We start from the raw sequence: 15,854 nt of genomic DNA on the forward strand, positions 1-15,854 counted from the left end.
CACTTGCCTCCCTTCAAGGGGAGGTGGCCCGTAGGGCCGGAGGGGTTTACCCGCGACGCAACCGCCCAAATCTCTCCCCATTCACTCAATTTATTCAGGAGTCCCCATGACCACCCTTCCCAAGCCCCGCCAACCCCTCCTCAAAACCTCGCTCCCCGGCCCCAAGACGAAGGCCATCATGGAGCGCGACTCTCAGCACCTCTCCACCTCGTACATGCGGCCCTATCCCTTCGTGCCGGACCACGGCGAGGGTGTGTGGCTCACCGACGTGGACGGCAATACCATGCTCGACTTCTTCGCGGGCATCGCGGTGAGCACGACGGGGCACGCACACCCGCATGTGGTGAAAGCCGTGCAGGAGCAGGTCACGCGGTTCACGCACGTCTGCCTGACCGACTACCCGCAGGAGATCACCACCAGCCTGGCCGAGCGCCTCGTCGCGCACATCGAGCGGCCCGGCGAGAAGTGGCGCGTCTTCTTCGGCAACTCCGGCGCGGAGGCGGTCGAGGCGGCGGTGAAGCTGGCGCGCAACCACACCGGGCGCACGCACGTCATCTCCACGCTGGGGTCCTTCCACGGGCGGACCTACGGGGCGATCACGCTGACGGGCTCCAAAACGAAGTACAAGCGCGGCTTCGGCCCGCTGCTGCCCAACGTGAGCCACGTGCCCTATCCCAACCCCTTCCGCCCGCCGCTGGGGAGCACGCCGGAAACCTGCGGGCAGGCGGTCCTCGACCACATCGAACACCTCTTCCAGACCGTTATCCCCGCCGATGAGGTCGCCGCCATCATCATCGAGCCCATGCAGGGCGAGGGCGGGTACATCGTGCCGCCCGCCGACTTCCTGCTGAAGCTCCGCGAACTCTGTAATCGCCACGGCATCCTCCTGATCTTCGACGAGGTGCAGGCGGGGATGGGCCGCAGCGGGAAGATGTTTTCCTTCCAGCACTTCGACGTTCAGCCCGACATCGTGACGCTGGCGAAGGGCATCGCCTCGGGCCTGCCCATCAGCGCGATGCTGGCGAAGGAAAGCGTGATGACCTGGCCCGTGGGCTCGCATGGCAGCACATTCGGCGGGAACCCGGTCGCGGCGGCGGCGGCGCACGCGACCCTCGACCTGCTCGAAGGCGTGGTCAAGCACCCCGGCTGCGGCGAGAACCTGATGGACAACGCGGCCCGGGTCGGCGCCTACATCATGGACGAGTTGCGGGGGATGCAGGCCGAGTTCCCCTTCCTGGGGGACGTGCGCGGAGAAGGCCTCTTCATCGGTCTGGAGTTCGTGAAGCCGGACGGCAGCCCGGACGGGAAATTGCGCGACGCCGCGAGCATGGCGATGTTCGAGCGCGGCCTCCTCAACCTCGACTGCGGCGAGGCGGTCATCCGCATCAGCCCGCCCCTCATCCTCACCCGCGAGGAGGCCGAGACGGGCCTGGGCATCATGCGGGAGGCGCTCGCCAGCCTGAAGTAGGAGCCGCGAGCAGAGGGGCCGTCCTCCCCGGGGTGACGGTCCCTTTCCTTGAACTCGGGCCGCTTGTGTTACGCTGTGATCAGAAAGGAGGCCGCCCATGACCATCGCCGATCCGACCCGAACCGGGTATGCCGCCGAGGTGGTGGCGAACGCCTTCCTCGACCTCGCGCGGGCCGAGGGACGCACGCTGACGCAGATGCAGGTTCACAAGCTGGTGTACATCGCGCACGGGTGGACCCTGGCGCTGCTGGGGCGGCCCCTGATCTACAACACGGTGCATGCCTGGCGGCACGGGCCGGTGGTGCGCAAACTCTGGGACTACTGGCGCGGCGAGCGGACGCTGGGCCCGGACGATGTCCTGCCCGTCGCCCCCGGCGAACCGGACCTCGGCGCCGATCCCGAGGCGCTGGAGGTCGTGCGGAGCGTGTGGCGCAACTACGGCCAGATGGACGGCGAGGACCTCGCGCGCCTGACCCACCTGCAGGGCAGCCCGTGGACCCAGACGTACGGCCTCCCCAACGACCTGATTCCCAACGAGGTGACCCGCGAGTACTACACCAGTCTCGCCCGCAGCGCCTGATGCCCCCCGAACCCTCCTTTCCCCCGTCCCCGGAACCGCTGGCCGAGCCCAACCCGATCGACCGGGTGGTGCGCAGCGGCCTGGAGGTCGAGCAGCGGCTGCGGGACGCGAACGCGGCCGAACTGGAGCGCCGCACCCGCGAGCTGCGCTACCGCGAGGCGGTGGACCAGCGCCTGCTGCGGCTGGGGATCGGCGGGGCCGTGTTCCTCCTGGCGACGGCGTGGCTCGTCGCGGACGTGATCCTCACCCTCGCCGTGGGCTGGGGCGAGCTGAACGGGCGCCCCTTCCGGCTGGAGAGCGGCGTCATCATCGCCTTTCTCACCACGAGTACGGCGACCGTGATCGGGCTCTTCCTCGTCTTCCTGCGCTGGCTGTACCCGCAGGGGCCGGTGATCCCGGGGGGTTCAGCCGACCGGGCGCCCGAGGGCCGGGGGCGCTGAGGCTACGCCCGCACCGCCTGGCCCTGGAGCCAGCGCAACACCTCCGCCGCGTGGGTCTGGGGGTTCACGCTGGACCAGTGATGCGCGACCTTCCCGTGCGGGTCGATCAGGAAAGTCTGCCGGGCCGCCAGGCCGAGCAGCCCACCCAGGCCGCCCAGCACCCCATAGGCGCGCGACAGGGTGCGGTCCCCGTCGGGGATGAGCGGGAAGCTGAGGCCGCAAGAGTCGCGGAAATTGGCCTGCCGAGCCTCGGTGTCGGTGCTGACGCCGATCACGGCAGCACCCAGGCGCTCGAACTCGGGCAGGGCGGCCTCGAACCGCTGGGCCTCGATGGAGCAGCCCGGGGTGTTCGCCCGGGGGTAGAAATACAGCACCACCCAGCGCCCCCGCAGGTCGGCGAGGCAGACGGGACGGCCATCGTCGCTGCGGGTGTCGAACTCGGGGGCGGGCTGGCCGACGCGGGGGGACATGGGGCCATTGTACGGGCCATGCCCGGTCAGACGGCTTTCGGGGCATAGTGGGGGACCGGGAGGGGCCGCCCTCTTCCCGCCCCGAGGACGCCTTGACCGACCCGCCCACCCCACCCTCGCCCGGCCGCGTCCACATCGGCACGTCCGGCTGGACGTACCGGCATTGGCGCGGCGCGTTCTATCCCGCCGGGCTCCCGGGGCGGCGCGAACTGGAATACCTCGCCGGGCGGCTGGGCAGCGTGGAGATCAACGGGTCGTTCTACGCCCTCCAGAAGCCGGACGCCTACGCCCGCTGGGCGGCGCAGACCCCGCCGGGCTTCGTCTTCGCGGTCAAGGGCGGGCGTTTCGTCACCCACATGAAGAAGCTGCGGGGGGTGCGGGTGCCGCTGGCGAACTTCTTCGCGTCCGGGGTGCTGCGGCTGGGGGAGCATCTGGGTCCGGTCCTCTGGCAACTCCCCGAGGGGGTGCGCTTCGACCCGGACGTGCTGGACGCCTTCCTGAACCTGCTGCCGGGTTCAACGGGGGAGGCCGCGCGGCTGGCCGCCGAACATGACGCGCACCTGAAGGGCCGGGCGTGGACCCACGCGGAGCGAGACGTGCCCCTGCGCCACGCGCTGGAGGTCCGGCACGCGAGCTTCGTCACCCCCGAATTGCCCGGGCTGCTGCGCCGCCACGGGGTCGCGCTCGTCGTCGCGGACGCGGCGGGGCACTTTCCGCTGATCGAGGAGGTGACCGCCGACTTCGTCTACGTCCGTCTGCACGGCTCGCGCGAGCTGTACCGCAGCGGGTATGAGCCGGGCGAGATCGCCGCCTGGGCAGGGCGGGTCCGGGCGTGGCGGGCAGGGGGTGAGCCCGCGGACGCGCGCCGCCTCACCGGGACGCCCGTTTCCCGCCAGCCCCGCGACGTGTACGTGTACTTCGACAACGATATCGGCGCGCACGCCCCCCACGACGCGCTCGCCCTGATGCGGGCGCTGGGGGTGACCTGGCCGGGCGGGGGGGAGGGGTGAGGCTCCACCCGATTCTGGAACGCCCCCTCGCGCCTTACGCGGGGCAGACGGTCCTCGTGGGCGTGTCGGGCGGGGCGGACAGCGTGGCGTTGCTGCGGGCGCTCGTACTCGTGGGTGCCCGGCCCGTCGCGGCCCACCTCGACCACGCGCTGCGCCCGAACTCGGCGGAGGATGCGGCATGGGTGCAGACCCTCACGGACGGGCTGGGCGTGCCGTTTGAGGGGGTGCGGGTGGACGTGGCGGCGGTCGCGGCGCGGCGCGGCTGGAACCTGGAGGACGCCGCCCGCCGCGTGCGCTACGAGTTCCTGGGCCGGATGGCGAAACGGCACGGGGCCGGGGCTGTCCTGACCGCCCACACCCGCCGCGACCAGGCGGAGACGGTGCTCATGCAACTCCTGCGCGGCGAGGCCGTCCTGAACGGCATTCCGCCCGAGCGGGGCCGGGTGCGTCGCCCCTGGCTGGACGTGCCCCGCGCCGAGATCGAGACGTTCCTGCAAACCCTCGGCCAGGACTGGCGCGAGGACCCCACCAACGCCGACCCCGCCCAGACCCGCGCGTGGCTGCGAACCGCCGTGCTGCCCCTCCTGAACGCCCGATTTCCCGACGTGGAGGGGGCACTCGCCCGGGTGGCCCGCCTGTCCCGCGAGGACGACGCGGCGCTGGGGGACCTCGCCGCCCGCCTGACCGGGCACGCGCCGCCGGAGGCCCAACCGCCCGCCGTCCTGCGCCGTCACGTGACGCGGGCGTTGGCAGACGCGGGCCTTCCCTACCACACCGAACACGTGGAACGCCTCGCCGCGGCCCTTGGAGCGGGGGAGACGGCGCACGTCACCCTGCCCGGCGCGCGGGACGTGACCGCGACGGGCGGGCGGCTCCACCTCCGGCCGCTGGCGTGGCCCGCCCCCGACTTCCCGCTCCCGGACGGCTGGACGCTCCGCACCCGGCTGCCGGGGGACCGAATTCGTCTTCCCGGCGGCACGCGCAAGCTCAGCGACGTGCTGACCGACGCCAGGGTGCCGCGTGGGGAGCGGGACCGGGTGCCCGTCCTCGCCGCGGGGGGTGAGGTGCGCTGGGTGGGCCTCGCGCCGCCCCTCTGGGCCGCCGGGGCGCGGGAGGAGGCGGGCGTTCCCGAGGACCCCCTCCACACCGCGATGGGGGAGGCGTTGGCCCTCGCGCACGAGGCGGCCCGGCTGGGCGAGGTGCCGGTCGGCGCGGTCGTCCTGGGGCCCGGCGGGAGCGTGGTGGGGCGGGGGCGCAACACCAGCCGCGAACACGGCGACATGACCCGGCACGCCGAACTCGCCGCCCTGCGCGAGGCGGCCCGGACGCTCGGCACCCCCTACCTCACGGATTGCACCCTCGTCGTCACCCTGGAGCCCTGCCCGATGTGCCTGGGTGCGGCGCTGGAGGCGCGGGTGGGGCACGTCGTGTACGGGGCGCGCAACCGGGGGGCGGGGGCGCTGGGCGGCGTCTCCGACCTGCTCGCCTTCCGCTGGGGTCAGGCTCTATCCGTCACGGGCGGCCTGCGGGCGGGCGAGGCGGCCCGGCTGCTGCGCGGCACCTTCCGCGCCCTGCGGGGTGGAGGAGGCCCGGGCTACTCGCCCCCGCAGCCGCCCCCGTCCCCCCCGCCAGCGTCACCCGAGTCGCACCCCGAATCCCCGCCCCAGGAATCGGCGCCGGACCAGCCCTCGCCGCCCGCTGCTCCCTCGCCGCGCCGCTGATGGCCCAGGGCGGTGGGGAGCAGCAGGAGGCCCAGCACGGCGACCACGCCGCCCGCGATCCAGCCCCCCACCGCGGTGACGAGCGCGAGGAGTAGCAGCGCGAGCAGGGGAACGAGGAGAGAAGGGGTGCGGCGGGGTTCGGTGCGCATCTGAAAGCCTCCCTGGTGCGGTGAGTGTCAGGTGGGTGTTCCTGCCTGGACCCAGCGTCCCTTCCTCCGGTCAGCTCCCCTTCAGCCGGTGATGAAGAGGCCCTTGTCCGGCCCGTCACCCACGCCCGCACAAGCCCCATTACCCTGGAGGAGTCGTGAGTCGAGCGCGGGAAGCCCATCTGATGGACGTGACCCCCTGGCAGCGGCTCGCTCGGCGCCTGAACCCCCACGCCCAGGTGCTGCGGTCGTGGCCGCTCACCGGGGGTGTTTCGGCCCGGGTCACCGCGCTGGAGATCGGTGTTCCGGGCGGGTCAGTCGAACGGTGGGTCGTCCGGCAGTACGGGGAGGCCAACGTCCGCAGCAATCCGAACGTGGCCGACGACGAGTTCCGCCTCCTGCGCCTCCTCATGTCGGCCGGGCTGCCCGTTCCGCAACCGCTGTATGCCGACTCGTCCGGCGAAGTGTTCCCCGCACCCGTCCTGGTCACCCGGTACGTGGGGGGCGAGGCGGTCCTCACCCCGGCGGCCCCGGTGGAGTATGCCGCGCGGGTGGCCGACTTCCTCCTTCGCCTCCACGCCGTTCGGTGGTCGGGGGAACTGCCCTTCCTCCAGCCCTTGCCGGGCCTGAGTGAGCGCCCCGCCGTCCTCGACGAGGCGTTGGCTGAGGGCATGATCCGGGACGCGCTCGAACCGGTCTGGCCGCCCGCGCCCCGCAACGCGCCCGCCCCGCTGCACGGGGACTTCTGGCCGGGCAACGTGCTGTGGCGGGAGGGCCGCCTGGCCGCCGTCATCGACTGGGAGGACGCGGCGCTGGGCGATCCCCTGGCCGACCTGGCGAATGCGCGGCTCGAAACCCTCTTCTTCTATGGACGGGGCGCGATGGACGAGCTGACGCGGCGTTACCGGGCGGGCTCGGGCCTCGACTTCGCGGCCCTGCCGTTCTGGGACCTCTGGGCCGCCCTGCGCCCGGCGGGACGACTGGCGGGGTGGGGGCTGGACGCCCGGACGGAGGAAACCCTGCGGGCACGTCATCGGTGGTTCGTCCGGCAGGCCTTTGGTGGGCTCGCGGTAGGTTGAGAACGCGGTCCCTCCGGCAGGGGCGAGCCGGGTCCAAGCGGCCTCTTTCCCCTATCCTGGGCGCCATGCGCGTCGTCCTCAAACTCGGCACCAGCGTCCTGACGGCGGGGGGCGACCGGCTACACCGCCCGCGGCTGGTGGACCTGCTCCGCGACATGGCGGCGGTGCGGGCGGCCGGGCACGAGGTGGTCCTCGTGACCAGCGGCGCCGTGCTCGCCGGGTGGGAGGCGCTGGGTTTTCCGCCGCGCGACCGGACCCTGGCGGAAAAGCAACTTCTGGCGGCGGTCGGGCAGGGCCGCCTGATGCACCTGTACGCGACCGTGGCCGACCTGTACGGGGTGCCCGTCGCGCAGGTCCTCCTGACCGCCGACGACTTCCGCGACCGCACCCGCTACCTGAACGCCCGCACCACCCTGGACGGCTGCCTGAGCCGCGGCGTGCTGCCGGTCATCAACGAGAACGACGCGGTGGCGACGGCGCAGCTCCGGGTCGGCGACAACGACACCCTCTCGGCCTTCGTGGCGAACCTGACGGAGGCCGACCTGCTGGTGATCCTGACCGACGCCCCGGGGCTCTACACCGCCGACCCGCGGGTGGACCCCGGGGCGACGTTGATCCCCGTGGTGGAGCGGGTGACCCCGGAGGTCTGGGCGCTGGCGGGCGGGGCGGGCAGTCACCGCGGCACGGGCGGGATGCACACCAAGATCCAGGCCGCCGAGATCGCCACCCGCGCGGGAACCCCCGTCGTGATCGCCCCCGGCGATGCCGAGAACGCCCTGAACCGGATCGTGGGCGGCGAGGCGCTGGGCACGCGCTTCCTCGCGCACGGCTCGCGGCTGGAGGCCCGCAAACGCTGGATTCTGGCCGAGGTGGCGACGGGCCGCGTCGTGCTCGACGAGGGGGCGGCGCGGGCGGTGCGCGAGCGCGGCGGAAGCCTGCTCCCCGCCGGGATCACCGCCGTCCACGGCCCCTTCGAGCGCGGCCACACGGTCCGCCTCCTCGCCCCGGATGGCCGCGAGGTGGCGCGCGGGCTCACCCGCTACCGCGCCGCCGACCTCGCGCGCATCGCCGGGCGCCACTCGCGCGACATCGAGGGGGTGCTGGGATTTACCTACGGCCCGGAGGCGGTCCACCGGGACGACCTCGTGCGGCTGTAAGGGGGACGGTGGCGAGTCCCCTTTGGGGAGAGCCGGGGCGCCCGGCCAAGCCTCGACAAGTCACGGGCCCCGCGCCATCCCCCCTGCTACCCTGCCCCCATGACGACCACCGAGACCCTGAGCGTCCGGGAGATGGGCCTGCGGGCGCGGCGGGCGGCGCGGGTGCTGCGCTCACTCCCCACGGATCGCAAGGCCGCGGCCCTGCACGCGGTCGCGCGGGAACTGCGGGCGCGCGAGGCCGGGATTCTGGCCGCGAACGCGCGGGACGTGGCCGCCGCCCAGGCCGCGGGACTCCCCGCCCCGATGGTCGCCCGCCTGCGCCTTGACGCCCCGGCCCTCGCCGCCATCGCCCGCGACGTGGAGGCGGTGGCGGCCCTGCCCGACCCGGTGGGGGAGACCACGCCCGAGCGCACGCTTCCCAGCGGCATCCGCGTTTCGCAGCGGCGGGTGCCCCTGGGCGTCCTCGGCGTGATCTACGAGAGCCGCCCGAACGTGACGGTGGACGTGGCCGCCCTCGCCCTCATGAGCGGGAACGCCGTTATCCTGCGCGGCGGCAAGGAGACGGTGAGCAGCAACGCGGCGCTGGAGGAGGCCATCCGCGCTGGCCTGGCTTCCGAGGGCGTCCCCGCCGAGGCCGTCCAGGTCATCCGCGACCCGGCCCGCGAGCGGATGCTGGAACTGCTGCGCCTCGACGATCTGGTGGACGCGATCATTCCGCGCGGTGGGGCCGGGCTGCACCGCTACTGCGTGGAGAATGCCACCGTGCCCGTGATCGTGGGCGGCATCGGCGTCGTCCACATCTACCTCGACGAGAGTTTTACCCGTGACCCCGCCGACGTGGAGCGGGCCGCCCGGCTCGTCCACAACGCCAAGGTGCAGAAACCCAGCGCCTGCAACGCCCTGGACACCCTGCTCATTCATCGGGGGGCGCTGCCCGCCCTGCCCGCCCTCGCCCGCGACCTGATGGCGGCGGGCGTGACGCTGCGGGCCGATCCCCCCGCCCTCGCCACCTTGCGGTCCGCCGGTCTGGACGCCGAGCCCGCCAGCGAGGCCGACTACGGCACCGAGTTCCTCTCGCTCACCGCCAGCATCCGCACCGTCCCGGGTCTGGACGAGGCCCTCGACTTCATCGCCGCGCACGGCAACCACACCGACGTGATCCTGACGCGCGACCCGGCGCAGGCCGAGCGTTTCGTGGCCGACGTGGACAGCGCCGCCGTCATGGTGAACGCCAGCCCCCGCTTCAACGACGGCGGGCAACTCGGCCTGGGCGCCGAGGTCGCCATCAGCACCCAGAAGCTGCACGCCCGGGGGCCGATGGGCCTGCGCGAACTCACGACAACGAAATGGGTCGTGGTGGGGGACGGTCAGGTGCGGGCTTGAGGCAGGAGGTGCGCTACTTCCGGGTGCAGGGTGACACGGGGCAGGAGGAAACCGAAGAGTTGGTCGAATACGTTGGGAAATACCCCTCCCGGCAAGTTCGTATCCTGCTGGGCGACGGTAGGGGCTACACGGATGAGCGCCGGAAGTGGTACATCAACTCGGCTTATGACCAGCACCTGCTCACTGATCGCCCGCTGGACTTGAATCCCAACCTGCCCCCTTACGACGAGGCGGGACGCGCCAACCTCGCTCCTATCACAAAGGAAGAGTTCGAGGCGGCATGGATTAAGTCGTTCGAGTTCTTGCACCGCATGACTCGCAGCCATAAGGGCTGGCTCATTCCAGAAGAAGAAACAGGCATCAACCCTCTCTGAAGAGTCGATGCCTGTGTCAGTGCCTGGACCCGCCCCTCCCCCTACACCTCCAGCGGCACGTCCACCCCGAGTTCGGCCAGCACCGTGCGGATCGCCTGTGCGTCAATCCCCGCCCGCGCGTGGACGCTCTCGACCGTCGCGTGGTCCTGGAACTCGTCGGGGATACCCAGGACCCGCACGGGCGTCCTGAGCCCCATGCCGTTCAGCGCCTCCAGCACCGCGCTTCCGAAGCCGCCGACAACGGTGTTGTCCTCCACCGTGACCAGGGCGCGGGCCTTCCCGGCCACCTCGCGCAACATCGTCTCATCCAGCGGCTTGACGAAGCGGGCGTTCACGACGCCCACGCCCGGAAGGTCGCGGGCCGCCTTCAGCGCGTACTCCAGCGCCTTGCCGCCCGCCAGGATCACCACGTCGTCGCCGCCTTTCAGGCGTTCCCAGGTGCCCCACCGGAGTTCGGGCCAGGTGCCCTCCGGCACGCGCTCCGTGTTGCCGCGCGGGTAGCGGATGGCGAAGGGGCCGGGGTTCTCCTGCGCCGCCTTGAGCATCCCGCGCAACTCGGCGGCGTCCCTCGGCAGCCCGATACGGACGTTCGGGATCGAGCGCAGGTAACTCAGGTCGAACACGCCGTTGTGCGTCGCCCCGTCCGCGCCCACGATGCCGCCCCGGTCGATGGCGAAGGTCACGTTCAGGTTCTCGATGGCCACGTCGTGCAGCACCTGGTCGTAGGCCCGTTGCAGAAAGGTCGAGTAGATCGCCACGATGGGGCGCAGGCCTTGCAGCGCCATTCCCGCCGCCGTCGTCACCGCCACGTCCTCCGCGATGCCCACATCCAGGTAGCGGTGGGGGTGAACCTGGCTGTAGCGCACCAGCCCGCTCCCCTCGCGCATGGCGGGCGTGATGACGAAGGTGCGCGGATCCGCCTTCGCCAGCTCCGTCACCGCGTCCCCGAAGGCCGCGCTCCAGGAGTAGGCGTCACTCGGCTTGAACTCCCCGGTCACCGGGTCGAACTTGCCCGGCCCGTGCCAGTAGATCGGGTCGGCCTCGGCGTAGCTCAGGCCCTTGCCCTTTTTCGTGACGACGTGCAAGATGGTCGGCCCGTCGAGGTCCACCAGCCGCTCGATCAGCCACACGAGTTCCTGGACGTTGTGCCCATCCACCGGCCCCACGTAGCGCACGCCCATCGCCGCGAAGGGGTTCACGCTCGCGGGGTCGAAGAAGTGCCGGGTGCTGCTCTTGGCGCGGCTCATGAAGTCGGCCAGCGGCTTGCTGACCGCCTGGACCGCCTTCTTCCCGGCGCCCTCGCCCTCCTGGAACCACTTCTGCACCTGGAGGCCGCGCATAAAGCGGCTCATCGCCCCCACGTTCTCGCTGATGCTCATCTCGTTGTCGTTCAGGACGATGAGCATTTTGCGCTGCATATCGCCGATGGTGTTCAGCGCGGCCAGGGCCATGCCGCCCGTCAGCGAGCCGTCCCCGATGACGGCGGCGACCTTGAAATCCTGCCCCATCGCGTCGCGGGCGAGCGCCATGCCGAGTGCGTTCGCCAGACTCGTACTCGCGTGGCCCACCGTGATCGCGTCGTGCTCGGACTCGCTGACCTTGGTGAAGCCCGAGAGGCCGCCCTCCTTCTTTACGGTGTGCATCCGCGAGCGGCGCCCGGTCAGCATCTTGTGGGCGTAGGCCTGGTGCCCCACGTCGAAGAGGATGCGGTCGCGGGGCGAGTTCAGCACGTAATGCAGCGCCACGATGAGGTCGGTCGCGCCGAGGCTGCTCGCCAGGTGCAGTCCGCCCACCGAGCACACCCGCACGATCTCGTCGCGCAACTCGGCGGCGAGCCCGGGCAGTTGATCGCGCGAGAGTTTTTTCAGGTCCTCCGGGCTGTCCACCCGGTCGAGGAGCGGGGTGCGCCTCGCCGTGGTCAGGCTGGAGGAGGTTTTCGGCTCGCTCATGGCTGGCCTCCCGACTCTGAGGGTAGGCGTATGGGGCGGGGCGTCATGTCCCCACGGTAGAGCAGGCCGGGCACCGTTACCTCCCCCCAAAGTTGCGCCCGGTGAGGAGCAGCGCCTCGGGGGTCCGAACGTCCCCCACGAAGGGGGTGAACCACTCCTGCTGCGCCTCCGGGAACAGGCCGCCCACGTCGTCCGTGATCTGGCGCGTGACCACCCACACGTCGAAGGTTCCGGCGGGTGTGGTGACCCGGCGGCGGTCCTGCACGTCGTAGCGGTACTTCAGCGTGCCCTGCGCCTGCACCTTGCCGTCGTCGCTCGTCAGGGTCACCTGGCTCTGGCCCTCCCAGGACAGGCCCACCCGCCAGGCGTTCTCGGCGGGCGCCTCGGTCCAGGCGGGGTCGAGGCGCACCGTCACCCCCGGCTTGCGAAACCCCAGGAGTTGAATGCCCGACGCACCCACCTGGCGATACCACGTCTGATCCGCCCCGCGCCCGGTCAGCTCGAACGCGAGCACGGTCTGCCCCGCGAACACGGTCGGCCCGAGTGCCCGCAACGTGTACGGCAGCCCGCCCGCCGGTTCGCCCTCCGGGAGGTACGTCCAGGTCAGTCCCGTCTCGCGCGGGTAGAAGGAGACGCTGGAGACGCTCGTGCTCGCCTGCACGGGCGGGGCCGTCTTGGTGGCGGCGGGCGCGCACGCCCCCAGCAGCGCGAGGAGGGGTGCGGCGATCAGGAGGGAGGCGGGGCCTCGCATGGGGTTCAGGGTAGAGCGCGACATCGGCCCCATTCTGTCAGCATTGTTGAACTTGGCCTAACAAATGCGCGCTGGCCGTACTCCGGGTATGAAAAAAGGGCGTCTGAGACGCCCCCTTTGCATGAAGTTTTGCTCAGCCCTGCGGCTTGTCCCCGCCCTGCACCCGGGCCTTGAGGGCCGCGAAGGCGTCGTCGAGGTCCCGGTCGCGCCCCAGGTCCTTGAGCTGCGCGTCGAGGTCGCCCTCCTGGCGCAACTCGGTCATCGCGCGGTTGCGGTCCTCCATCCCCGCGACCTTGCGCTCCATGTCCTCGAAGGCGTTCATCGCCCCGCCCGCCTTGTCGAAGCCGCTGACCCGGTCGAGGGTGGCGCCCGCCTGGGCGGTCTTCTGCCGGGCGGCGAGCAGGGTCTTTTTCGACTCCATCTCGTCGATCTTGGCTTCCAGGGCACGGAGCTGGGTCTTGAGCTGGTCCACCGTGCTGCTCTGCACCGCGATCTGGTCCTCGAACCCCTTGGCGAGGTCCTTGTGGTTCTGGGCGCGCCTCAGCGCCTCGCGGGCGAGGTCCTCGCTGCCGCCGCGCAGGGCCTCCTCCGCCTTCTTCTCGTATTCCTGGGCGAGGGTGCGGTTGGTGTTCGCCTCGCGCTGGAGACGGGCGTTCTGGCTCATCGCGTCGGCGACCTCGGCGCGGGCTTCCCCGTAGGCGGCGCGCATGTCGCGCAGGGCCTGGTCGATGATCTTGCCGGGGTCCTCGGCCTTGCTGATCAGGTCGTTGACATTGGCACGCAGCAGTCGGGACAGACGGTCGAGAATAGTCATGGGTGATGCCTCCTTGTGGTCATGATTACGCAGCCGCGCCCACCGGGGTTCCTCCGCCCCCGACTCTCAAGGCGAGCTAAAGCCGGGGCAGGGCAATGAAGGAGGGGAAGCCCCGCGCGGAAGCTTCCCCTCCTGACGGCTGACGGCTCAGAACACGATGGGCCGCAGCCCCACGCTCGCCTGGCCGCAGGCGACCGTCACGTTCGACCCCGCCGGGGTGAAGGTGCAGCCCAGCGAGCGCAATCCCGCCAGCGGGAAGATCAGGTTGGTGCCGTCGGTGGCGGGCACGAGCGGGAGTTCCACGCTGCCGCTGCCCAGTTGCGCCCGCTTCTGCCCCACCGTGACCGTGAGCGGGTCCAGGCCGCCGCGGGTGAGGCGGAACTTGCCGGAGCCCAGGGGCGTGACGCTCACGACGCCGATCAGGTCACTGCCCAGCACGTAGGGCTGGCCCTTGATCACCCCTGCCGGAGCGGCGGGACGGGCAGCGGAGGCGGCGGTCGTCGTCGGGGCCGTGTCCACCACCAGCAGGGATTCCTGGGCGCTCAGCGGGGCCATCAGGACGAAGGTGTTGGCCGCGCCGCCCGCAGCAGCAGCCACGAGCAGCGAGCTGGCCTGGCCGGAGGTCTTCCAGTCGCCCTGGGCGCGCGTGCCCAGCTTGCCGCGCACCAGGGGCCGCAGCGAGGCCGGGGTGCTGCGCACGTACAGGCAGACTGCCGCCGCGCTCACCTTCAGGGTCTTGGGGCAGGCCACGATCTGGCCCTTCACGGTCCCGCTGATCTCCACCGCCACGCTGCTCACGCCGCGGGCAGTCGCAGCCGACACGGGCGCCGCTGTGGCGGCACGGGCGGGAGCGGATGTTCCCTGCGCGCCCGTCACGCCGGATACTCCGCTCAACAACAGGCCCGCCAGGCAGGCCACCTTGGAAACTTCACGCATGGCAGGCATGGTAACTGCCCTCCATGAGCGTCCACTTTGAGCCCCACATCAAGCCGTCAGTTTCCTCACCCGTTGTGACGGAGTGTGGCTTCCCGGGGGCCAGGGCTCCGCTACACTCGGGGACGTGCTTGCCTTCCGGCTGATCATCATGCTGCTCGGCCTCCTCGCCGGATGGGGGGCGGGACGGGTCCTCGCCGTGGGGACCGGCGATCCCGATGTGACGCGGGTGAATACCCTCAGCCTGATGCTGGCGGGCGCGCTCGCCGCCCTGCTGCTCGCCCCCCGCGGCGAGCGCCTCGCGGCCCGGGAGCTGACCCGCCTGGGCCGCTGGTACGCGCGCCTCTCGCCCCGCACCGTCGCGGCGGCCACCTTCGGCCTGATGGTCGCGCTGCTGCTCAGCGTGCTGCTGGGCAACCTGCTGCGCGGCCTGCCCTTTTACACCTGGGTCTGGAGCGTCGTGGTCACGCTCGTGCTGGCGGCCTTTTTCGTCCCCTTCGCCGCCCGGCACGCCGACGCCTTCGGGGGGCTCGCCTTTCCCCCGGTGCGCCGCCAGCCGGGCAGCAAGATCTTGGACAGCAACGTGATCATTGACGGCCGCATCGTCGATCTGGCCCGAAGCGGCCTCCTGGAGGGCGACCTCGTCGTGCCCGGCTTCGTGCTGCGCGAGCTTCAGGTCCTCGCCGACCACGCCGACCCCCAGAAGCGCACCCGGGGCAAGCGCGGCCTCACCGTGCTGGAGGACCTGCGCGCCGCCCGCCCCCTGCGCGTCGAGGACTGGGACGACCCCACGCTGAGTACCGTGGACGACAAGCTCGTGCGCCTGGCCCGCGAGACGGGCGGCAAGCTCGTCACCAACGACGGCAACCTGGGCAAGATCGCCCGGCTGCACGGCCTGGAGGTGCTGAACCTGCACGCCGCCGCCGTCGCGCTCAGGCCCCAGGTGCAGGCCGGGGACCTCCTCACCGTCACCGTCACCAAGGGCGGCCAGCAGCAGGGCCAGGGCGTGGGCTACCTGGAGGACGGCACGATGGTCGTCGTCGAGGACGGCCTGAAGTTCCGGGGCAAGCCCACCCGCGTTCAGGTCGTCAACAACGTGCAGACGAACGTGGGCCGCATGATCTTCGCCCGGGTGGAGAACCAGGGCGCGGCGTGAGGGGGACTACTCCTGCCGGGGGGGAAGAAGCCCAGCCCGCTGGACCCGCTGCCCCCGCCTCCAGGCCTGTTCCTGCTGAATGACCCTCATCTCCAGGTCCCACGACGCCCACAGGTCCCGGCGCGCCCGGACGCGCTCGGACAGGAGCCGAAGCTGCTTGACCCGCTCTTGCAGCTCGGCGTCGGGAAGCTGTTCTGGAGGGGGTCGTGTGTCTTCCGACATGTCCACAGCAGACCTCCCGGGCAGGCTTTGTAGGGCGGGCGCGCCGCAGCCGCCTTTGAGTCTTTCCCGCGGCCTTCCGAGAATTCGCCCAAGGCGCCGTCCATCTTTCCAGACGCCTTTCTCTGAGAAAGGCCCCAGCGGGTTGTCGCCGGGTCCCCGCGCACCTCCCGACTACGCCATTTCGCCTGGCCTTGACCCTCA

16 protein-coding genes are annotated in these 15,854 nt (G+C 71.5%); 10 read left to right on the forward strand and 6 right to left on the reverse strand.

From position 1 onward, the window contains the following. Nucleotides 1-106: 106 nt before the first annotated feature. The 3 genes from DAERI_RS19140 to DAERI_RS19150 all read left to right on the forward strand — a co-directional run bounded on the left by DAERI_RS19140 (nt 107) and on the right by DAERI_RS19150 (nt 2,488). On the forward strand, nt 107-1,468 hold the full coding sequence (locus DAERI_RS19140) for an acetyl ornithine aminotransferase family protein (RefSeq protein WP_103131048.1): 1,362 nt from the start codon (nt 107-109) through the stop codon (nt 1,466-1,468). A 97-nt stretch (nt 1,469-1,565) separates the two neighbouring features. Continuing rightward, nucleotides 1,566-2,048, forward strand: coding sequence for a Panacea domain-containing protein (locus tag DAERI_RS19145; protein WP_103131049.1), 483 nt, complete (start codon nt 1,566-1,568; stop codon nt 2,046-2,048). Beyond that, nucleotides 2,048-2,488, forward strand: a complete 441-nt coding sequence (locus DAERI_RS19150; RefSeq protein ID WP_103131050.1) for a hypothetical protein — start codon at nt 2,048-2,050, stop codon at nt 2,486-2,488. The genes DAERI_RS19145 and DAERI_RS19150 overlap by 1 nt, the downstream gene beginning before the upstream one ends. Nucleotides 2,489-2,490: 2 nt before the next feature. Here DAERI_RS19150 and DAERI_RS19155 read toward each other — a convergent pair whose 3' ends face one another. Further along, complete coding sequence (locus DAERI_RS19155) at nt 2,491-2,958, reverse strand: peroxiredoxin (RefSeq protein WP_103131051.1); 468 nt, start codon at nt 2,956-2,958, stop codon at nt 2,491-2,493. Nucleotides 2,959-3,050: 92 nt separating this feature from the next. Here DAERI_RS19155 and DAERI_RS19160 point away from each other — a divergent pair, with 92 nt between their 5' ends. The 6 genes from DAERI_RS19160 (at nt 3,051) to DAERI_RS19185 (ending at nt 9,828) form a co-directional block, all read left to right on the forward strand. Continuing rightward, nucleotides 3,051-3,968 carry a DUF72 domain-containing protein gene (locus DAERI_RS19160; protein ID WP_103131052.1) on the forward strand — a complete coding sequence of 306 codons (918 nt, stop codon included), beginning with the start codon at nt 3,051-3,053 and terminating at the stop codon, nt 3,966-3,968. Further along, nucleotides 3,965-5,689, forward strand: a complete 1,725-nt coding sequence (tilS, locus tag DAERI_RS19165; RefSeq protein ID WP_103131053.1) for a tRNA lysidine(34) synthetase TilS — start codon at nt 3,965-3,967, stop codon at nt 5,687-5,689. The genes DAERI_RS19160 and tilS overlap by 4 nt, the downstream gene beginning before the upstream one ends. A gap of 304 nt (nt 5,690-5,993) precedes the next feature. After that, nucleotides 5,994-6,914, forward strand: a complete 921-nt coding sequence (locus tag DAERI_RS19170) for a phosphotransferase family protein (RefSeq protein ID WP_235610467.1) — start codon at nt 5,994-5,996, stop codon at nt 6,912-6,914. 65 nt (nt 6,915-6,979) lie between these two features. After that, nucleotides 6,980-8,071 carry a glutamate 5-kinase gene (gene proB, locus DAERI_RS19175; RefSeq protein ID WP_103131055.1) on the forward strand — a complete coding sequence of 364 codons (1,092 nt, stop codon included), beginning with the start codon at nt 6,980-6,982 and terminating at the stop codon, nt 8,069-8,071. A gap of 99 nt (nt 8,072-8,170) precedes the next feature. Then, nucleotides 8,171-9,454, forward strand: coding sequence for a glutamate-5-semialdehyde dehydrogenase (locus DAERI_RS19180; protein WP_103131056.1), 1,284 nt, complete (start codon nt 8,171-8,173; stop codon nt 9,452-9,454). Beyond that, entirely contained in the window at nt 9,451-9,828 is a 378-nt protein-coding gene (locus DAERI_RS19185; protein ID WP_133162077.1) for a hypothetical protein, read from the forward strand. Before DAERI_RS19180 ends, DAERI_RS19185 begins: the two co-directional genes overlap by 4 nt. Before the next feature lie 41 nt (nt 9,829-9,869). On the opposite strand, the gene dxs is transcribed toward DAERI_RS19185, so the two are convergent. The 4 genes from dxs to DAERI_RS19205 form a co-directional block, all read right to left on the reverse strand. Then, on the reverse strand, nt 9,870-11,777 hold the full coding sequence (gene dxs / locus DAERI_RS19190; RefSeq protein ID WP_103131058.1) for a 1-deoxy-D-xylulose-5-phosphate synthase: 1,908 nt from the start codon (nt 11,775-11,777) through the stop codon (nt 9,870-9,872). A 76-nt stretch (nt 11,778-11,853) separates the two neighbouring features. After that, the gene (locus DAERI_RS19195) at nt 11,854-12,528 is read right to left on the reverse strand and encodes a hypothetical protein (RefSeq protein WP_235610468.1); all 675 of its coding nucleotides are present in this window, start codon (nt 12,526-12,528) and stop codon (nt 11,854-11,856) included. Nucleotides 12,529-12,661: 133 nt separating this feature from the next. Beyond that, nucleotides 12,662-13,342, reverse strand: coding sequence for a PspA/IM30 family protein (locus DAERI_RS19200; RefSeq protein WP_103131060.1), 681 nt, complete (start codon nt 13,340-13,342; stop codon nt 12,662-12,664). A 147-nt stretch (nt 13,343-13,489) separates the two neighbouring features. Next, nucleotides 13,490-14,278, reverse strand: coding sequence for a hypothetical protein (locus DAERI_RS19205; protein WP_103131061.1), 789 nt, complete (start codon nt 14,276-14,278; stop codon nt 13,490-13,492). A gap of 124 nt (nt 14,279-14,402) precedes the next feature. Here DAERI_RS19205 and DAERI_RS19210 point away from each other — a divergent pair, with 124 nt between their 5' ends. Beyond that, the gene (locus DAERI_RS19210) at nt 14,403-15,431 is read left to right on the forward strand and encodes a PIN/TRAM domain-containing protein (RefSeq protein ID WP_103131062.1); all 1,029 of its coding nucleotides are present in this window, start codon (nt 14,403-14,405) and stop codon (nt 15,429-15,431) included. 6 nt (nt 15,432-15,437) lie between these two features. Here DAERI_RS19210 and DAERI_RS19215 read toward each other — a convergent pair whose 3' ends face one another. Continuing rightward, nucleotides 15,438-15,653: a hypothetical protein gene (locus tag DAERI_RS19215; protein WP_133162078.1), complete on the reverse strand. Its 216-nt coding sequence runs from the start codon at nt 15,651-15,653 to the stop codon at nt 15,438-15,440. Nucleotides 15,654-15,854: the final 201 nt, after the last annotated feature.

This window comes from Deinococcus aerius (assembly GCF_002897375.1).
Lineage (GTDB): Bacteria > Deinococcota > Deinococci > Deinococcales > Deinococcaceae > Deinococcus > Deinococcus aerius.